The following is a 16198-nucleotide window of genomic DNA, read 5'->3' on the forward strand; positions in this document are numbered from 1 at the left end:
GTCTACTCCGCGGCGCGCGCCTCGGTCGGACGCGCCCGTCCCAGGGCGGCGGCGATCCAGTCGGCGCCGGCGTCGAACGAGAAGCGCGCGCGCACCACCTCGCCGGCCCGCGCCGCCAGGCGCTGACGCTGGTCGGGATGGGCGATCAGCCGGGCGATCGCCGCCCTGAGCGCCGCCGGATCGCCCGGCGGCACCAGCAGGCCGTTGTCGCCGTCGGCGATGAACTCGCCGATGGCGGCGGCGCGCGTCGACACGATGGCGAGACCCTGGTGGGCGGCCTCCATCAGCACGTTGGGCAACCCGTCCTGGTCGCCGTCGGCGGCCTTCTTGCTGGCCAGCACGAAGAGGTCGGCGCGGGCGAGCGCGGCGAACACCTGGGCCTGCGGCTGGGCGCCGAGCCAGGTGCAGCGATCGGCGATGCCGAGCCGCCCGGCCTGGGCCTTCAGGACGTCGCCCAGCTCGCCGGCCCCGACATGCTCGAAGCGCCACGACAGGTTTTTCGGCAGCTCGGCCAGGGCCTCGAGGAGATCGCCGTAGCCCTTCTTCTCGACCTTGCGCCCGACCGACAGGATCACCACCGGATCGTTCGGGTCGGTGCCGTCGCGATGGCCGTGCACCCGCGAGGGCGCCGGCAGGTGGGCGAAGTCCAGCCCGTGATACACGAGCCTCACCTTGTCCGGCTGGGCGGCGAGTTCCCTCAGGCGTTCGGCCCCCATGCTGGTGCAGGTCACCAGCCACGAGGCGTCGGCGAGCTTCTCCGTCACTTCCCAGGGCGGGCTGGTCCAGATGTCCTTGGCATGGGCCGACACGCTCCAGGGGAGGCCGCGCATCAGCGCGGCGTAGCGCGTCACCGAAGCCGGCGTGTGCAGGAAATGGGCATACAGCCGGTCGATCGAGGACGGCAGCTCGGCCGCGAGCACCAGCGCCTGGCCCCATCGGCGCAGACGGTTGGCGGTGGGATCGCGCCACAGGTCGGCGAGGAAGCGGGCGCGCGCCGCGCCATAGCCCGGCAGGGTCCGGGCGCGGCGCCAACCCGCGAGGACGCGCTTCCAATCGTCCTTGAGATATTCTGGCAGGTAGACGACGCGGCCGCGCACGCGGTCGTGCACGGGGTGGCGATGCTTGTCGGTCGGTCTTCGCAGCGACCAGATCTCGAGTGCCACGCCGCGCGCCTCCAGCCCGGCGATCTCCTGGGCGATGAAGGTCTCCGAGAGGCGCGGCCAGCCTTTCAGCACGACCGCGACGCGCGGATCGTTGCGCTCAATCATGACGGGGCACAAAGGGTCGGGCGTTCAGGTCCGGGCGCGCGCCGACGGCATCGCCGGATCGGATGGCGCCGCGCCCTCGCCGTTCCAGATCTCCTCGAGCGGCGCCGGCCCGCGCTGGCGGTGAGCGAGCTGCTTGGAGACCAGGCGCCAGACGTTGGGGAGACCGTCGAGCAGGCCGGGCACGACGACCTCACCCGGCAGGCCCTGCTGAGGCAGCTGGCGCAACGCCGTCGCCATGGCGTGAGGGTCGCGGCCCCGCTCGGCGTCGAGCATCTCGATCAGGCCGACATTGCGGGCCGCCCGGGCCCGAATGAACTGCTCGAGGCGCGGCCGGGTGCGCGGCACGATGATGGCTTTCTTGTCGAACGACAGAATCTCGCAGAACGTGTTGTAACCGCCCATCGCGACCACGCCGGCCGCGCGGTGCATCAACGCGCCGAGATTGTTGGTGAAGGTCAGTGTACGGATGTTCTTGAAGCGCGCGGCCCGCTCCTTGAAGGCCTCGCGCTCGGCCGTCGACATGAACGGGCCGAACACGATGACGGCGCCGTACGGGATATGCGGGTCGCTCTCGTAGGCCGCCAGCACCCAGTCGATCAGGTCGGCACCGTCGCCACCGCCGCCCGCCGTCACCAGGATGAACGGCCCGTCGAGATCCTCGACCTCGTGCGGCACGTCGGTGTGCAGCGGCAGGTCGCGGCGCAGGTAGCCGGTGTAGACCATCTTGTGGCGCACCGACGGGGGCACCTCGATGCCGGTCAGCGGCTTGTGGATCTGCGGCAGGCCGTAGATCCAGATCTGGTCATAGAGGTCGCGTAGCGCCGGCACGACGTGCTTGCGCTCCCATTCGGCGGCGAGCGCCGTCGGATCGTCCATGACGTCGCGCAGGCCGAGCACCAGCGGGGTTCCGCGCTCCTTCAGCAGATGAAGCGCCGGCACGACCTCGCCGCGCAGGCCCGTCGGCTCCTTGTCGACGATGAACAGGTCGGGCCGGTAGATGTCGGCGGTGTCGCGGATGATGCGGGTGCGCATCTCCATCGTATGCTCGACGCCGACCCGGAGGTTCGCCGAATCGTAGTCGCCGGTCTCGCTCTTCACGACGCCCGGGATGCGCACGAAGTCGATGCCCGAGCGGAACTCATAAGAGCCGATGACCGGCGATCCCGACACGATAAGCACCGAAACGTTGTGGTCGGCGGCTACCAGTGCATTGGCGATCGTCCGGCAGCGGCTGACATGGCCGAGGCCGAAGGAGTCGTGGCTGTAGATCAGCACGCGCTTGGAACGGCTGCTGTTGGGCATGCGGACGCCTCCCCTCGCCGAAGCGCTCCTGCCCCGACCGGTGAAATCGCGGCGGACTATGCCATATCGGCCCGACCGCGCGAACCCCTCTCGGGATGCAAAATATCGGCTGTTATCGCGGCTCCGATCGCCCTATAGGGTCTGGCAGGGTAACGCCAACCCCCTCCCCGGTGCGGAAGTCGATGCAGCGCAACCTGTTCACCTACATCTGGCGGCACAGCAGGCCCGAGCAGCTCATGATCCTGGGCCTCGTGGTGCTGGCCCAGATCTTCTATTTCATGTCGCTGACGGTGCCGAAGTCGATCGTCAACAACGGCATCCAGGGCAACGCGTTCAAGGACAGCAAGACCATCCCGTTCCTTGTCTGGGAGTTCGACCTCTCGGCCATCCTGCCGGGCAAGGTCATCCGCATCTTCGACGGCTTCCAGGTCGACCAGCTCAGCTACCTCGTGGTCATGAGCTTCGTCTTCCTGGGCGCGGTCGTGGTGAACGGCCAGTTCAAGAAGACCATCAACACCCAGAAGGGCCGCATGGGCGAGCGCATGCTTCGTCGCATGCGATACGAGCTGTACGACCGCATCCTGCGCTTCCCGCCGGCCCACTTCCGCAAGGTCAAGCAGGCCGAGCTGGCGACGATGATCAAGGACGAGGTCGAGCCGCTGGGCGGCTTCATCGGCGATGCCTACGTGCAGCCGATGTTCCTCGGCGGACAGGCGCTGACAGCCATCATCTTCATCCTGATGCAGAACTGGCTGCTCGGCATCATCGTCGTCGCCCTTCTGATGGCGCAGATGCTCATCATCCCGCGGCTGCGCCGGCCGGTGCTGATACTGGGCCGGCAGCGCCAGATCACGGCGCGCCAGCTCGCTGGCCGCATCGCAGAGACGGCCGACGGCGTGCACGAGATCCACGTCCACGGCGCCGCCAACTACGAGCGCGCCGACATCGCCGAGCGGTTGGGCACGATCTACAAGATCCGCTTCGACCTCTATCAGAAGAAGTTCGTCGCCAAGTTCTGGAACAACTTCCTGTCGCAGGCGACGCCTTTCGCGATCTACCTCGTCGGCGGCTATTTCGCGATTACCGGCGACATGAGCGTCGGCGCGGTGGTTGGCGTTCTGCTGGCCTACAAGGACCTTCCGGGTCCGATCAAGGAGTTGATCGACTGGGACCAGCAGCGCCAGGACGTGCAGATCAAGTACGAGCAGGTGATCGACCAGTTCCAGCCCGAGGGAATGATGCCGCCGGAACTGCAGTCGATCCCCGACGGACCGCCGCCGCCGCTCGGCCGGGAGCTCGTCCTGGCCGGCGTCACGGTGACCGAGGACGGGCGGGTGAAGCAGCTCGACAGCGTGTCCATGACCGTGCCGACCTCGACCTGCATGGCGGTGATCGGTGGTTCCAACTCGGGCAAGGACGTGCTCGGCCAGGTGCTGGCGCGTCAGGTCCTGCCGACCAGCGGCTCGATCAAGATCGACGGCACCGACTATTTTCAGCTCCCCGAGTATCTCCTCGGCGCCCGAACCGCCTATGTCGGCCAGGAAACCTACCTGTTTCCGCTGTCGGTGCGGGACAACCTCCTGTTCGGCCTGAAGATCCGGCCGATCGCACCCGCGACCTACGACGATGCCACGCGCGCCCTGCGCGAGGCCTTCTGGAAGGAATCGGAACGCGCCGGAAACCCCGCCCTCGATCCCAACGCCGACTGGGTCGACTACGAGCTGGCCGGCGCCACCGGCCCCGCCGACTTGCTTCTGCGCGTCGTCGACGTGCTGAAGCTGGTCGAGCTCGACGAGGACATCTATTCGCTCGGCCTGCGGGGCACGATCGACGCCGGAGCGCGTCCCGACCTCGCGGAACGCATCCTCAAGGCCCGGCACGTCATGCATGAGCGCCTGCAGGATCCGACCTATGCCGGGCTGGTCGAGACCTTCGACTCCAACCGCTACAACCGCAACTTGTCCCTGGCGGAGAACATCCTGTTCGGCACGTCGGTCGGCAAGGCGCTGAGCGGCGACAACATCGCGGCCGACCCCTATATGCAGTCGGTGCTGAAGGCGGAGGGTCTGGCCGAGGATCTGCAGCGCATGGGCCTCACCATCGCCGAGACCATGGTCGAGCTGTTCTCGGGCCTGTCGCCCGACAATCCGTTGTTCGAGCAGTACAGCTTCATCTCGGCCGACGAATTGCCCAACGTCCGGCTGCTGCTGCAGCGCCTGGGCGGCAAGGGCATCGAGGCGGTCCCGGAGGCCGACCGCACCCGCCTGATGACGCTGCCGTTCCGCTACATCGAGGCGCGCCATCGTCTCGGCCTGATCGACGCGGCGATGGAGGAACGGCTCCTGGCGGCGCGCCATGCCTTCGCCGAGGGCCTGCCCGAGGCATTGCGCGGCGCCGTCGAGTTCTACGACTTCCAGCGCTACAACAGTGCCGCCACGCTACAGGACAACATCCTGTTCGGGCGCCTGGTCTATGGGCAGGCCCAGAGCGAGCAGCGAATCGGCAACCTGATCGGGGAGGTGCTGGATGAGCTCGACTTGCGCAACTCCGCCATCGAGGTCGGACTAGAGTTCAATGTCGGCGTTGCCGGCCGGCGCCTGCCGGCGGGCCAGCGCCAGAAACTCGGCATCGCCCGCGCCCTCATCAAGCGGCCGCAGCTTTTTATCGTCAACGAGGCCGTGGCTTCGTTCGACGGTCGCACGCAGGATCGCATCCGGGACAACATCCTGGCCGCCTTCCAGGAGGACAGTCGAGGCGTCGTCTGGATCGCCAACCGGCCGGCGCAGGCGGAACCTTTCCAGGAAGTCGTCGTCATGCAGGGCGGCCGCATCGCTGCCCACGGCCCGCCGAACGACCTGGCGCACAAAGGCGGGCTCTATACCGAGCTGATGGCGGCTTGAGGCGATTCAGGAGGACGCGATGAACCTGAACGAAGAAGTGGAACTGCTGAAGGGCGTGCCGATCCTCGCCAAGATCGAACCGGCCAAGCTCAAGCTGCTCGCCTTCACCAGCGAGCGCGTCAACTATGCCACTGGCCAGGAGATCTGCCACCAGGGCGATCCCGGCGACGCCATGTACGTCATCCTGGGCGGCATCGCCGACGTTCTGATCGACACGCCCACCGGGCAGATCCGGGTGTCGGAGATGAGCAAGAACGACTTCTTCGGCGAGATCGCCATCCTGTGCGACGTGCCGCGCACCGCGACCATCAAGGCCCGCGAGCCGCTCAATACGCTGAAGATCTCGAAGGACACGTTCTACCGCATGGTCGGCGAGTTTCCGCAGATGGCGATCGAGATCATGCGCGAGCTGGCGCACCGCGTGGAGGACACCAACCAGAAGCTGCGCGAGGCCACCGCCAACAAGGCCGCGTGAGCAGAACCGCCGAATGAGTCGTCTCGACAGCTTCATCGCGCGCATGCAGGCGCAACGCGACTGCCTGAACTACCTCAAGCCCCGCATAGACGCCCTGCCCGGCCCCATCCTCGAGGTCGGCCTCGGCAACGGCCGCACCTACGACCACCTGCGAGACCTCTTTCCCGGGCGCGCCATATACGTTTTCGAACGCAAGGTTGCGGCCCATCCCGATTGCGTCCCGCCGGACGATCGCCTGTTCCTGGGCGACGCCCGCGAGGCGATTCCGCGCGCGGCCGCGGCGCTCGGCGCCAGCGCCGCCCTGATCCATACCGATCTCGGGACCGGCGACCATGCCGCCAACGTCGAGATGGGACGGTGGCTCGGTCCCGCCCTCGACAGGCTGGCCGGCGTCGGCGGCTACGTGCTGGCCAACCAGCCGCTCGACGTCGCCCGCTGGCAGCGTCTGCCCGATCCGCCGGGCGTGCCGAAGGACCGCTACTTCCTCTATCGCGTCGGCTGAGCTCAGCGACCGAACAGGCGCACCAGCACCAGCAGCACCACCGCACCGACTACCGAGCCAATGAAGGTCGCGGGCTCGCCGGGCTGATAGAGGCCGAGCGCTTGGCCGCCGAAGGTGGCGATGACCGCTCCGACGATGCCGATCACGATCGTGACGATGATGCCGCGCGGATTGGGGCCGGGCGTGATGAAACGGGCCAACAGGCCGACCAACAGGCCGATGACCAGAACACCGATGAGTCCGCCGAAAGTCATGCTTCGCTCCTTCAAACCTCGAACGTCGCCATCACCGGGACATGGTCCGAGGCCTGCTTCCAGCCGCGGGCGCCGACGTCGATGCGATGGCTGCTGATAGCGCCCGACAGAGCGGGCGACGCCAGGATGTGGTCAAGCCGGCGGCCGCGGTTCGAGGCGCGCCAGTCGATATTGCGGTAACTCCACCAGGAATAGAGCTTCTGGTCGTCCGGCACGAAGCGGCGCGGCACGTCGATCCAGTCGAGCGAGGCCTGCAGGCGGCCGAACAGCTCGACCTCGACCGGCGTGTGCGAAACGATCTTCAGGAGCTGCTTGTGGCTCCAGACATCGTGCTCCAGCGGCGCCACGTTGAGGTCGCCGACGGCGATGCGGCGCAGGCCCGTGGCGGCGCCGGGCGAAGGCCTGCGGTCGGCGAACCACTGGGCCATCTCGCGATAGAAGTCGAGCTTGTGGGCGAACTTGTCGTTCACCGCCGGGTCGGGAATGTCGCCGCCGGCCGGAATGTAGAGATTGTCGAGCAGGATCGGGTCGCCGCCGACGTCGAGGGCGACCTCGATGTGGCGGCAATCCTCCTTGCCGCAGCGGTGGTGGACGTTGCGGGCCGTGAACGGCACTTTCGAGACGATGGCGACCCCGTTATAGGCCTTCATCCCCTGGACCAAGCGGTGAGTGTAGCCCAGCCGCTCGAAGGCGGCATGGGGGAAGAACTCGTCGAGGCACTTGGTCTCCTGGAGGCACAGGACATCGGGCTTGCGGAGCCTGAGATACCGTTTGACGTTGTCGATCCTGAGGCGGACCGAGTTGATGTTCCAGGTGGCGACGGACAGGCTCATCGCAGCCAATATAGTCGATCCAGTGCCGATCTCGACCCAGGAGACCTTCGATGCGGATGGATGGCGACGAGAGCAGCAATATCGAGGATCGCCGCGGCGGCGGCGGCTTCGGCGGTGGTTTCGGCGGCGGAGGCTTCGGGGGCGGCCTCGGCGGCGGCGGGGTCCATATCCCGGTGGGCGGCGGCGGGGGCGGCCTGTTCAAGGGCGGGCTGGGCGTCGTCGCCTTCATCGTCATCGCCATGATCTTCGGCGCCGATCCCTTCGCCCTGCTGAACGGGACGGACGGCGGCGGTTCATCCTACCAGCAGCAGGCGCCCGCGCCGTCCGAACGGACGGCGTCGCGGACGGCGCCGGCCGGCGACGCCGAGACGCAGTTCGTGTCGCGGGTGCTGAAGAGCACCGAGGACGTCTGGGGCACGATCTTCCGCGATCTCGGGCGTCAGTATCGCGAGCCCAAGCTGGTGCTCTACCGCGACGCCACCCGCACCGCCTGCGGCGTCGGCCAGGCCGCCATTGGGCCGTTCTATTGCCCGGCCGACCAGCGGGTCTATCTCGACCTGTCCTTCTTCGATGATCTCGCGCGCCGCTTCCGCGCGCCCGGCCAATTCCCGCAAGCCTATGTGATCGCCCACGAAATCGGGCATCACGTGCAGAACCTCCTGGGCGTCAGCGGCAAGGTCCAGCAGATGCAGGGTCAGATGAGCAAGCGCGACGCCAACGCCCTGTCGGTCCGGACCGAGCTGCAGGCCGACTGCTTCGCCGGAGTCTGGGCCAACCGCGCCGACCAGCAGCGCGGCGGCAAGATGATCGACGACAAGGACGTCGACCAGGCGCTGGCCGCCGCCTCGGCGATCGGCGACGACCGTCTGCAGCGCCAGGCGCAGGGCCGCGTCGTGCCCGACAGCTTCACCCACGGCTCGAGTGCCCAGCGCACGCGCTGGTTCCGGATCGGGCTCGACACCGGCGACCCGCGCAAGTGCGACACGTTCAGCGCCAAGCAGATCTAGCGCGTTCCGACGCGCCGCACCGCTCAAAAAGAGTGCGTGAAGCTACTTCCGCGGATTGCCGGCGAGGCCGCCGGGGACGTTCTTCGGCGGATACTTGGCAAGGGCCGCCTCGTTCGGCTCGGTGCCCCAGCCGGGGCGCGACGGCAGCACCAGGTGGCCGTCCTTGAACTCCGGCACATGGGTGAACAGCTCGTGATCCCAGTCGAGCCGGTCGATGTCGATCTCCATGATGCGGAGGTTGGGCACCGAGGCCGCGAAGTGGGCGTTCATCATGGTGCAGAGATGGCCGTAGAAATTGTGCGGCGCAACGTTGACCTCGTGCGCCTCGGCCAGGTTGGCGATCTTCATCGACTGCCAGACGCCGTTCCACGGCGTGTCGATGATCGCCACGTCCATCGCCTGCTCCCGGAAATAGGGCAGGAACTCGCGGATTCCCAGCAGCGTCTCGCAGGAGGAGATGGGATGCGGGCTCTGGCGCCGGATGAGGCCGAGCGCCTCGGGGCTGTAGCTGTCGATCTCGATCCAGAACATGTCGAGGTCGCGGATGGTCCGCAGGATCTTGAGATAGCCTTCCGTGCTGGCGTTGAAGTTGAGGTCGAGCAGGAGGTCGACATCGGGTCCGGCGCCGTCGCGGATGGCCTCGAGGTGCATGCGCAGGTTGCGCAGCACGTGGCGGTCGACGTTGCGCTCGGGATAGTTGGGCGAGCCAAAGCCCGGCCGCCAGCCCTTCGGGTTCTTCTTCTCGGCATCGTAGATGAAGATGTTGGTCTTCATCGCCGTGAAGCCCTTCTCGCGCACCTCGCGGCCGATCGACCGCACGCCCTCGAGGTCGGTGATCGGCGGCTTGAAGTACGACGGGTGATTGATGCGCCAGGTCGCGCAGTGCGACCAGTAGACCCGGATGCGGTCGCGGACCTTGCCGCCCAAGAGCGTGTAGCAGGGCACGCCCAGCGCCTTGGCCTTGGCGTCGAGCAGCGCGTTCTCGATCGCACCGAGCGCCAGGGCGACGACGCCGCCCGCCGCGGGGCGCGTGATCGAGTAGAGCTCGGCATAGAGCCGCTCGTGCTCGCCCACCGGCTCGCCGATCAGGCGCGCGGACAGCTTGTCGATCGCCGTGCCGACGCCCGGGGCGCCGAAGCCCTCGTCGTACTCGCTCCAGCCGACGATCCCGTCCTCGGTCGTGACCTTGACGAAGTAGTAATTGCGCCAGCCGGCATCGGCCGCCAGCGTCTCGACCGAGCGGATCTTCGAATTCACCTTCATGGACGCCCTCCCTCCGGGCCCGTGCCCGCTTTGCGCGGGTGACGGCGCGTTACACCAGCGTGCAGGTCACCGTACCGCAGCCATCGACGAAGCCGGCCAGCGTGTCGCCCTTGACCACCGCGGCGACGCCGTCGGGCGTGCCGGTATAGATCAGGTCGCCGGCGGCCAGCGCCACCAGTCCGGACAGGTAGGAGATCGTCTCCGGCACGCTCCAGATCAGGGCGTTGAGATCCGACTTCTGGCGGGTCTTGCCGTTGACGTCGAGCTGGATGGTGCCCTTCGCCGGATGGCCGATCGCGGCTGCGGGATAGATCTCGCCGATCGGCGCGGACTGGTCGAAACCCTTGCCCATGTCCCACGGGCGGCCCATGTCCTTGGCCTGGTTCTGCAGGTCGCGCCGGGTCATGTCGAGGCCGACGCCGTAGCCGAAGACGTGATCGAGCGCCCGGTCGACCGGGATGTCGGTGCCGCCCGACTTCATGGCGACGACCAGCTCCATCTCGTGGTGCAGGTTCTTGGTGGCCGAGGGATAGGCGACCTTGGTGGGATTCTTCGGGTCGGCGCAGATCACGATGGCATCGGCCGGCTTGGTGAAGAAGAAGGGCGGCTCGCGGTCGGGATCGTGTCCCATCTCGCGGGCATGGGCGGCATAGTTGCGACCGACGCAGAAGATGCGGCGGACCGGGAACAGGTCGCCGGTGCCATGGACCGGCACGCCGACCGTGGCGGGCGGCGTCACGACGTAAGCCATCGCTTTCTCCCAAAAGAGCGAGCCTTTATGAAGAGCGACGGAGACTAAGGCAATGTCCGAGCCCGCCACCCTGCCCCCCGTCCTCACCGTCCAGGCCGATTCGGCGGAAACGTCGCTCGGCTGGGCGACGCTCGGCGCGCGGCGCTGGCGCTGTGCGCTCGGTGCGGGCGGGGTGCGCGAGGACAAGGTCGAGGGCGACGCCGCCACGCCGGCGGGCCGTTATCCGCTGCGCCACATCTACTTCCGCAACGACCGGCTCGTCCTGCCCGCGGTTTCCTTGCCCGCGCGGCCTATCGCCGAGCACGACGGCTGGTGCGACGACCCGCGCTCGCCGGCGTACAACCGTCTGGTCCACGTCCCCAACGAGTGGAGCCACGAAAAGATGTGGCGCGAGGACGGGCTCTACGACCTCGTGGTCGTCGTCGGCTACAACGACGACCCGCCGGAAGGCGAATGGGGCAGCGCGATCTTCCTCCACATCGCGCGCGACGACTATGCGCCGACCCAGGGCTGCGTCGCCTTCCGGCGCGAGGACCTGCTGGAGCTGGTCGCGCTGATCGGGCCGCAGACTGCCATCAACGTCCTGTCGATTCCGGCCGACGAGGCCCGGGCGCCGGCCAACGACGACGACGTCATGAAGCAGTTCGAGGATTTCGACGAACAGGACTGGTGACGAAGGGGATCAGCCGACCACCCGTCCGATCGTCCGCGCGGTGTAGTCGACCAGCGGGATGATGCGGGCGTAGTTCAGCCGCGTCGGGCCGATAACGCCGATGGCGCCCAGGATGCGCTCCTGCGAATCGCGGAACGGCGCCACTACCATCGAGCAGCCGGTGTTGGCGAACAGCGGATTGTCGGCACCGATGAAGATCTGGACGCCCGAGGCGACGTTCGCGAGCTCGAGCAGGCGCACGAAGCTCTCGCCGCGCTCCAGCGCGTCGAACAAGGTGCGCACACGCTCGAGATCCTCGATGGCAGTGATGTCCTCGAGGAGCCGCGCCTGGCCGCGCACGATCAGCGCGCTGCCGGGCTCGCCGGCCCACGACGCCATGCCCGATTCGATGAGCTGCGCGGTCAGCCCGTCGAGCTCGGCGCGCTTCAGCTGCAGGTCCTCCAGGATCAGGCGGCGCGCCTCCTCGAGCGTGCGGCCGATCAGGCGCGAATTGAGGTAGTTGCTGGCCTCGACCAGGGCCGACGGCGGCATGCCCATCGGCGTGTCGATCACCCGGTTCTCGACATGGCCCGACTGGGTCACGGTCACGACCAGCGCGCGGCCCGGGCCGAGATTGACGAACTCGATGTGCTTCAGCGGCTGCTCCGTCTTGGGCGCCATGACCACACCGGCGCAGCGCGACAGGCCGGACAGCAGGGTCGTCGCCTGCTCCAGTGCCTCGGTGACCGAGCGGCCGACCGTGCGGCAGCGCGCCTCGATGCTCTCGCGCTCGTCCTCGGAGAGATTGCCGACCTCGAGCAGGCCGTTGACGAAGAGGCGCAGGCCGGCTTCGGTGGGCAGGCGCCCCGCCGATGTATGGGGCGCGTAGAGCAGCCCGAGATCCTGCAGGTCGGCCATGATGTTGCGGATGGTGGCCGGCGACAGCGTCTCGGTGAGCTTGCGGGTCAGGGTCCGCGAACCGACCGGCTCGCCGGTCTCGACATAGCCTTCCACGACGTGCCGCAGCACCTCGCGGGCGCGTTCGTTCAGTTCGGCCACCGACGCTGCCTGTCGGGGCCCTGCGCCGAGATCGGCGAGGACGCTTCCGACCGAGCCGAAACGATGAATCGCCATGGCAAAAAATGTAGGTACTGCGGGGGGGATGGTCAACGCACGTTGTCGGCGCTAAACCGGCCGCCCCCCAAGCACCCAGGAGACACGATGCGCCCTTCCGGCCGCGCCCCCGATCAGCTTCGCCGCGTCACCCTGGAACCGGGCTTCGCCCGCCACGCCGAAGGCTCGTGCCTGGTGCGCTTCGGCGACACCCATGTCCTGTGCACCGCCTCGGTCGACGAGCGGGTGCCGCCCTGGATGCGTAACAGCGGCAAAGGCTGGGTCACCGCCGAGTACGGCATGCTGCCCCGCTCCACCCATACCCGCACCGACCGTGAGGCCGCCCGAGGCAAGCAGTCCGGCCGCACCCAGGAGATTCAGCGCCTGATCGGGCGGTCGATGCGGGCCGTCGTCGACCTCGCCGCCATGGGCGAGCGCCAGATCAACATCGACTGCGACGTGCTGCAGGCCGACGGCGGGACGCGCACCGCCAGCATCACCGGCGCCTGGGTGGCCCTGCATTTCGCCTTCGAGCGCCTGGTCAAGGAGGGCAAGCTCGGCGCTACCCCCCTCACGGGACAGGTCGCCGCCGTCTCCTGCGGCCTGTGGGAGGGCACGCCGGTTCTCGACCTCGACTATCCCGAGGATTCGAAGGCCCAGGCCGATGCCAATTTCGTGCTGACCGGTGCCGGCGGCATCGTCGAGGTCCAGGGCACGGCCGAGGACAAGCCGTTCACCGAGCCCGAGTTCATCGCGCTGCTTGAGCTGGCCAAGAAGGGGATCGGCGAGCTCACCCGCCTGCAGCGCCTGGCCATCGGCCAGTCGTGACCGCCCGCCGGTTCGCCGGGCCCCGCCTGGTCGTGGCCACCCACAATCGCGGCAAGGCCGGCGAGATCGCCACGATGCTGGCGCCCTTCGGGGTCGAGATTGTGTCGGCCGGCGAGCTCGGCCTGCCGGCGCCCGAGGAGACTGGCACCACCTTCGAGGCCAACGCGACCCTGAAGGCGCTGGCGGCCGCCCGCGCGAGCGGGCTGCCGGCGCTGGCCGACGATTCGGGCCTCTCCGTCGTGGCCCTGGACGACCAGCCCGGGGTCTACACGGCCGACTGGGAAGGCCCCACGCGCGACGCCCTGGTCGGCATGAAGCGCATCCAGGACGAGCTTGCGACGCGCGGCATCCCCGACAGCGACGACGCGCGCCATGCCACCTTCCACTGCGTGCTGGCGCTCGCCTGGCCGGACGGGCATGTCGAGCTGGCGCACGGAACGCTCGAGGGGCGCATCGTCTGGCCGCCGCGCGGCAGCGGCGGGCACGGCTACGATCCCTGCTTCCAGCCGGCCGGCGACACGCGCACGACGGCCGAGATGAGCGATGCCGAGAAGAACGCGATCAGCCATCGCGGCCGCGCCTTTGCCCGGCTGGTCGAGGCCTGTTTCGGATGACGGCGGCGCGCAGCTTGCCTCTGGGCGTCTACGTCCACTGGCCGTTCTGCAAGTCCAAGTGCCCCTATTGCGACTTCAACTCCCACGTGCGGGAGACGATCGATGCGGCCCGCTGGCAGGCGGCCCTGCTGCGCGAGCTCGAACATGCCGCCCGCGAGGCCCCGGGACGGCGCGTCGCGACCCTCTTCTTCGGCGGGGGCACGCCCTCGCTGATGGCGCCTGAGACTGTCGCCGCCGTGATCGACCGCACCCGCGAGTTGTGGGACACGGAAGCCGAGCTCGAGATCACCCTAGAGGCCAACCCCACCTCGGTCGAGGCCGGCCGCTTCGCCCAGCTCGCCTCGGCCGGCGTCAACCGGGTCTCGCTGGGCGTCCAGGCGCTGGACGAGGATGCGCTGCGCTTCCTCGGCCGCCAGCATTCGGCCGACGAGGCGGTCGCGGCCATCGCCACCGCCCGCCGGCACTTCGCGCGTTATTCGTTCGACCTGATCTACGCCCGGCCGGGCCAGACCGAGGAGGCCTGGGCGGCCGAACTGGAGCGCGCCCTGGCGCTGGCCGGCGAGCACCTGTCACTCTACCAGCTCACCATCGAGCGCGGCACGCGGTTCTTCACCGACCGGGCCCGCGGCGCCTTCGTCCTGCCGGACGAGGAGCGGTCGGCCGCGATGTTCGAGCGGACCCAGGAACGGCTGTCCGCGGCCGGCCTGCCGGCCTACGAAATCTCGAACCACGCCCGGCCCGGCGCGGCCTGCCGCCATAATTTGATCTACTGGCGGTATCAGGATTACGTCGGCATCGGTCCGGGCGCGCACGGCCGCTTCGCCGCCCAGGGCGCGTCGGAAGCGGGCAAGCGCGCGACCCGGCGCAGCAGCGGACCGGAAGCCTGGCTCGAGGCCGTGGAGCGACAGGGTCACGGCACGGCCGAGACGGTCCGGATCGCCGGACGGGACCTGGTGGAGGAGGCGTTGATGATGGGGCTGCGGCTGGCCGAAGGGATCGATCGGGAGACGTTCGCGGCGGCGACCGGCAGCGATCCGGTGGCCGCGCTGGACCAACGGCGCCTGTCGGCACTTGCCGAGGCCGGCTTCATCGAGGTCGACGCATGCCGCCTGCGGGCCACGCCGGCCGGACGCCAGCGCCTCAATGCCGTGCTGGAGAGGCTGGTCGCGTGAGGCGCGCGGGCCTTCTCCTCCTCGCCGCCCTGGTCGCCGCCGGGCCAGCGCTGGCCCAGCAGCCCCCGGCCAAGCCGCCGGCCGCGAAGCCGGGCGCCCAGAGGCCCGCCGCAGCCGCCCCCAAGCCGACCTCGAAGTTCCCGCCGCCGGCTTTCAAGATCACCGTGGCGACCGAGGCCGCGTACCCGCCCTACAACTATCTCGACCGGAAGGGCATGCCGGCCGGCTTCGAGATCGAGCTGGCGCAGGAGGCCTGCCAGCGGATCAAGGCCGAGTGCGAGTTCGCCGCCTTCAAGTGGGACGAGCTCGTCCCCGGCCTGATCGAGAAGAAGTTCGACGTCATCATGTCGTCGCTCGACATCACCAGCGAGCGCCGCAAGCGCATGGGCATGTCGCGCCGCTACTACCTCTCCCCGGGCGCCTTCATCGCCGCCAAGGGCGCGCCGTTCGACGGGCCGCCGTCCCTCCTGCGCAACAAGCGGATCGGCATCCAGCGCGATTCCACCCATGCCGACTGGGCGGACAAGAGCTTCCGGCGCTCGGCCCAGCTCAAGCGCTACAACACGGTCGCCGAGGCCCTCGACGCCCTCGCCCGGAACGAGGTCGATGCGGTGTTCGGCGACAAGGTCGAGCTGTGGCTGTGGAGCCGCAAGCCCGAGGGGAGCTGCTGCGAGCTCGTCGGCCAGGACATCAAGGACAGCCAGACTCTGGGCATCGGCGTCGCAGCCGGCCTGCGCAAGGAGGATTCCAAGCTGCGCGAGGCCTTCAACAAGGCGCTGGGCGAGATGATGGCCGACGGAACCTACAAGAAGATCAACGAGAAGTTCTTCCCGTTCCAGCTCAACTGAGCGCCGCGCGGCGCTGCAGGCCGGGGCTCAGTGCAGCGCCCGGCCTCGCGAGACGTACTGGCCGCGCTTCAGCTCCTTGAAGAACTGCGGCACCTGCGGGTGCGACACCGGCTTGCCCGTGTCGTCCGGCAGCAGGTTCTGCTCCGAGACATAAGCGACGTACGTGGTCTGCGCATTCTCCGCCAGCAGATGGTAGAAGGGCTGGTCGCGCCGCGGGCGCACGTCCTCGGGGATCGACGACAGCCACTCCTCCGTATTGGCGAACACCGGATCGACGTCGAAGATGACGCCGCGGAACGGATAGATCCGGTGCTTCACCACCTGACCGATGGCGAACTTCGCCGTCCGCATGGGCGGATCGACGAACGCGGGCCGGGCAGCTTGGTTTTCGATTTCCATGGCGAAAGTATTACTCC

The 16198-nt window shown here is 68.4% G+C and carries 17 protein-coding genes; 9 read left to right on the forward strand and 8 right to left on the reverse strand.

All coding sequences use genetic code 11. The features are described from left to right. Positions 1–2: 2 nt before the first annotated feature. On the reverse strand, positions 3–1268 hold the full coding sequence (locus ACO073_RS04390) for a glycosyltransferase (protein ID WP_421995652.1): 1266 nt from the start codon (positions 1266–1268) through the stop codon (positions 3–5). 24 nt (positions 1269–1292) lie between these two features. After that, a complete protein-coding gene (locus tag ACO073_RS04395; RefSeq protein ID WP_421995654.1) occupies positions 1293–2570 on the reverse strand; it encodes a glycosyltransferase family protein in 1278 nt (425 codons plus the stop codon). Between the two features lie 182 nt (positions 2571–2752). Here ACO073_RS04395 and ACO073_RS04400 point away from each other — a divergent pair, with 182 nt between their 5' ends. Genes ACO073_RS04400 through ACO073_RS04410 form a run of 3 tightly spaced genes read left to right on the forward strand, consistent with a single transcriptional unit; the run spans position 2753 to position 6447 of the window. Beyond that, a complete protein-coding gene (locus tag ACO073_RS04400) occupies positions 2753–5470 on the forward strand; it encodes an ABC transporter transmembrane domain-containing protein (protein ID WP_421995657.1) in 2718 nt (905 codons plus the stop codon). Between the two features lie 19 nt (positions 5471–5489). Beyond that, positions 5490–5945 (forward strand): cyclic nucleotide-binding domain-containing protein, encoded by a 456-nt coding sequence (locus ACO073_RS04405; RefSeq protein WP_421995659.1) that lies wholly within the window; start codon positions 5490–5492, stop codon positions 5943–5945. Between the two features lie 13 nt (positions 5946–5958). Further along, positions 5959–6447 (forward strand): class I SAM-dependent methyltransferase, encoded by a 489-nt coding sequence (locus tag ACO073_RS04410; protein WP_421995661.1) that lies wholly within the window; start codon positions 5959–5961, stop codon positions 6445–6447. A gap of 2 nt (positions 6448–6449) precedes the next feature. On the opposite strand, the gene ACO073_RS04415 is transcribed toward ACO073_RS04410, so the two are convergent. Together ACO073_RS04415 and ACO073_RS04420 are read right to left on the reverse strand one after the other, a co-directional pair. After that, complete coding sequence (locus ACO073_RS04415) at positions 6450–6701, reverse strand: GlsB/YeaQ/YmgE family stress response membrane protein (RefSeq protein ID WP_421995663.1); 252 nt, start codon at positions 6699–6701, stop codon at positions 6450–6452. Positions 6702–6712: 11 nt separating this feature from the next. After that, entirely contained in the window at positions 6713–7534 is an 822-nt protein-coding gene (locus ACO073_RS04420; protein ID WP_421995665.1) for an exodeoxyribonuclease III, read from the reverse strand. Between the two features lie 50 nt (positions 7535–7584). Here ACO073_RS04420 and ACO073_RS04425 point away from each other — a divergent pair, with 50 nt between their 5' ends. Next, the gene (locus tag ACO073_RS04425) at positions 7585–8541 is read left to right on the forward strand and encodes a neutral zinc metallopeptidase (RefSeq protein WP_421995667.1); all 957 of its coding nucleotides are present in this window, start codon (positions 7585–7587) and stop codon (positions 8539–8541) included. Between the two features lie 42 nt (positions 8542–8583). On the opposite strand, the gene ACO073_RS04430 is transcribed toward ACO073_RS04425, so the two are convergent. Then, positions 8584–9804, reverse strand: coding sequence for a mandelate racemase/muconate lactonizing enzyme family protein (locus ACO073_RS04430; protein ID WP_421995669.1), 1221 nt, complete (start codon positions 9802–9804; stop codon positions 8584–8586). A gap of 49 nt (positions 9805–9853) precedes the next feature. Further along, positions 9854–10555 (reverse strand): fumarylacetoacetate hydrolase family protein, encoded by a 702-nt coding sequence (locus ACO073_RS04435; protein WP_421995671.1) that lies wholly within the window; start codon positions 10553–10555, stop codon positions 9854–9856. Positions 10556–10607: 52 nt separating this feature from the next. Here ACO073_RS04435 and ACO073_RS04440 point away from each other — a divergent pair, with 52 nt between their 5' ends. Next, positions 10608–11228: a L,D-transpeptidase family protein gene (locus tag ACO073_RS04440; protein ID WP_421995673.1), complete on the forward strand. Its 621-nt coding sequence runs from the start codon at positions 10608–10610 to the stop codon at positions 11226–11228. A 9-nt stretch (positions 11229–11237) separates the two neighbouring features. On the opposite strand, the gene hrcA is transcribed toward ACO073_RS04440, so the two are convergent. Further along, on the reverse strand, positions 11238–12341 hold the full coding sequence (gene hrcA, locus ACO073_RS04445; RefSeq protein WP_421995675.1) for a heat-inducible transcriptional repressor HrcA: 1104 nt from the start codon (positions 12339–12341) through the stop codon (positions 11238–11240). 87 nt (positions 12342–12428) lie between these two features. Here hrcA and rph point away from each other — a divergent pair, with 87 nt between their 5' ends. Genes rph through ACO073_RS04465 form a run of 4 tightly spaced genes read left to right on the forward strand, consistent with a single transcriptional unit; the run spans position 12429 to position 15782 of the window. Then, entirely contained in the window at positions 12429–13148 is a 720-nt protein-coding gene (gene rph, locus ACO073_RS04450; protein ID WP_421995677.1) for a ribonuclease PH, read from the forward strand. Continuing rightward, positions 13145–13762 carry an RdgB/HAM1 family non-canonical purine NTP pyrophosphatase gene (gene rdgB, locus ACO073_RS04455; RefSeq protein WP_421995679.1) on the forward strand — a complete coding sequence of 206 codons (618 nt, stop codon included), beginning with the start codon at positions 13145–13147 and terminating at the stop codon, positions 13760–13762. The genes rph and rdgB overlap by 4 nt, the downstream gene beginning before the upstream one ends. 14 nt (positions 13763–13776) lie before the next feature. Beyond that, the gene (hemW, locus tag ACO073_RS04460; protein ID WP_421995681.1) at positions 13777–14934 is read left to right on the forward strand and encodes a radical SAM family heme chaperone HemW; all 1158 of its coding nucleotides are present in this window, start codon (positions 13777–13779) and stop codon (positions 14932–14934) included. Further along, positions 14931–15782: a transporter substrate-binding domain-containing protein gene (locus ACO073_RS04465; RefSeq protein ID WP_421995683.1), complete on the forward strand. Its 852-nt coding sequence runs from the start codon at positions 14931–14933 to the stop codon at positions 15780–15782. Before hemW ends, ACO073_RS04465 begins: the two co-directional genes overlap by 4 nt. Positions 15783–15809: 27 nt before the next feature. Here the strand turns inward: ACO073_RS04465 and hspQ are convergent, their stop codons facing one another. Continuing rightward, positions 15810–16133: a heat shock protein HspQ gene (gene hspQ, locus ACO073_RS04470; RefSeq protein ID WP_421997393.1), complete on the reverse strand. Its 324-nt coding sequence runs from the start codon at positions 16131–16133 to the stop codon at positions 15810–15812. Positions 16134–16198: the final 65 nt, after the last annotated feature.

This window comes from Reyranella sp. (assembly GCF_965229815.1).
GTDB lineage: Bacteria > Pseudomonadota > Alphaproteobacteria > Reyranellales > Reyranellaceae > Reyranella.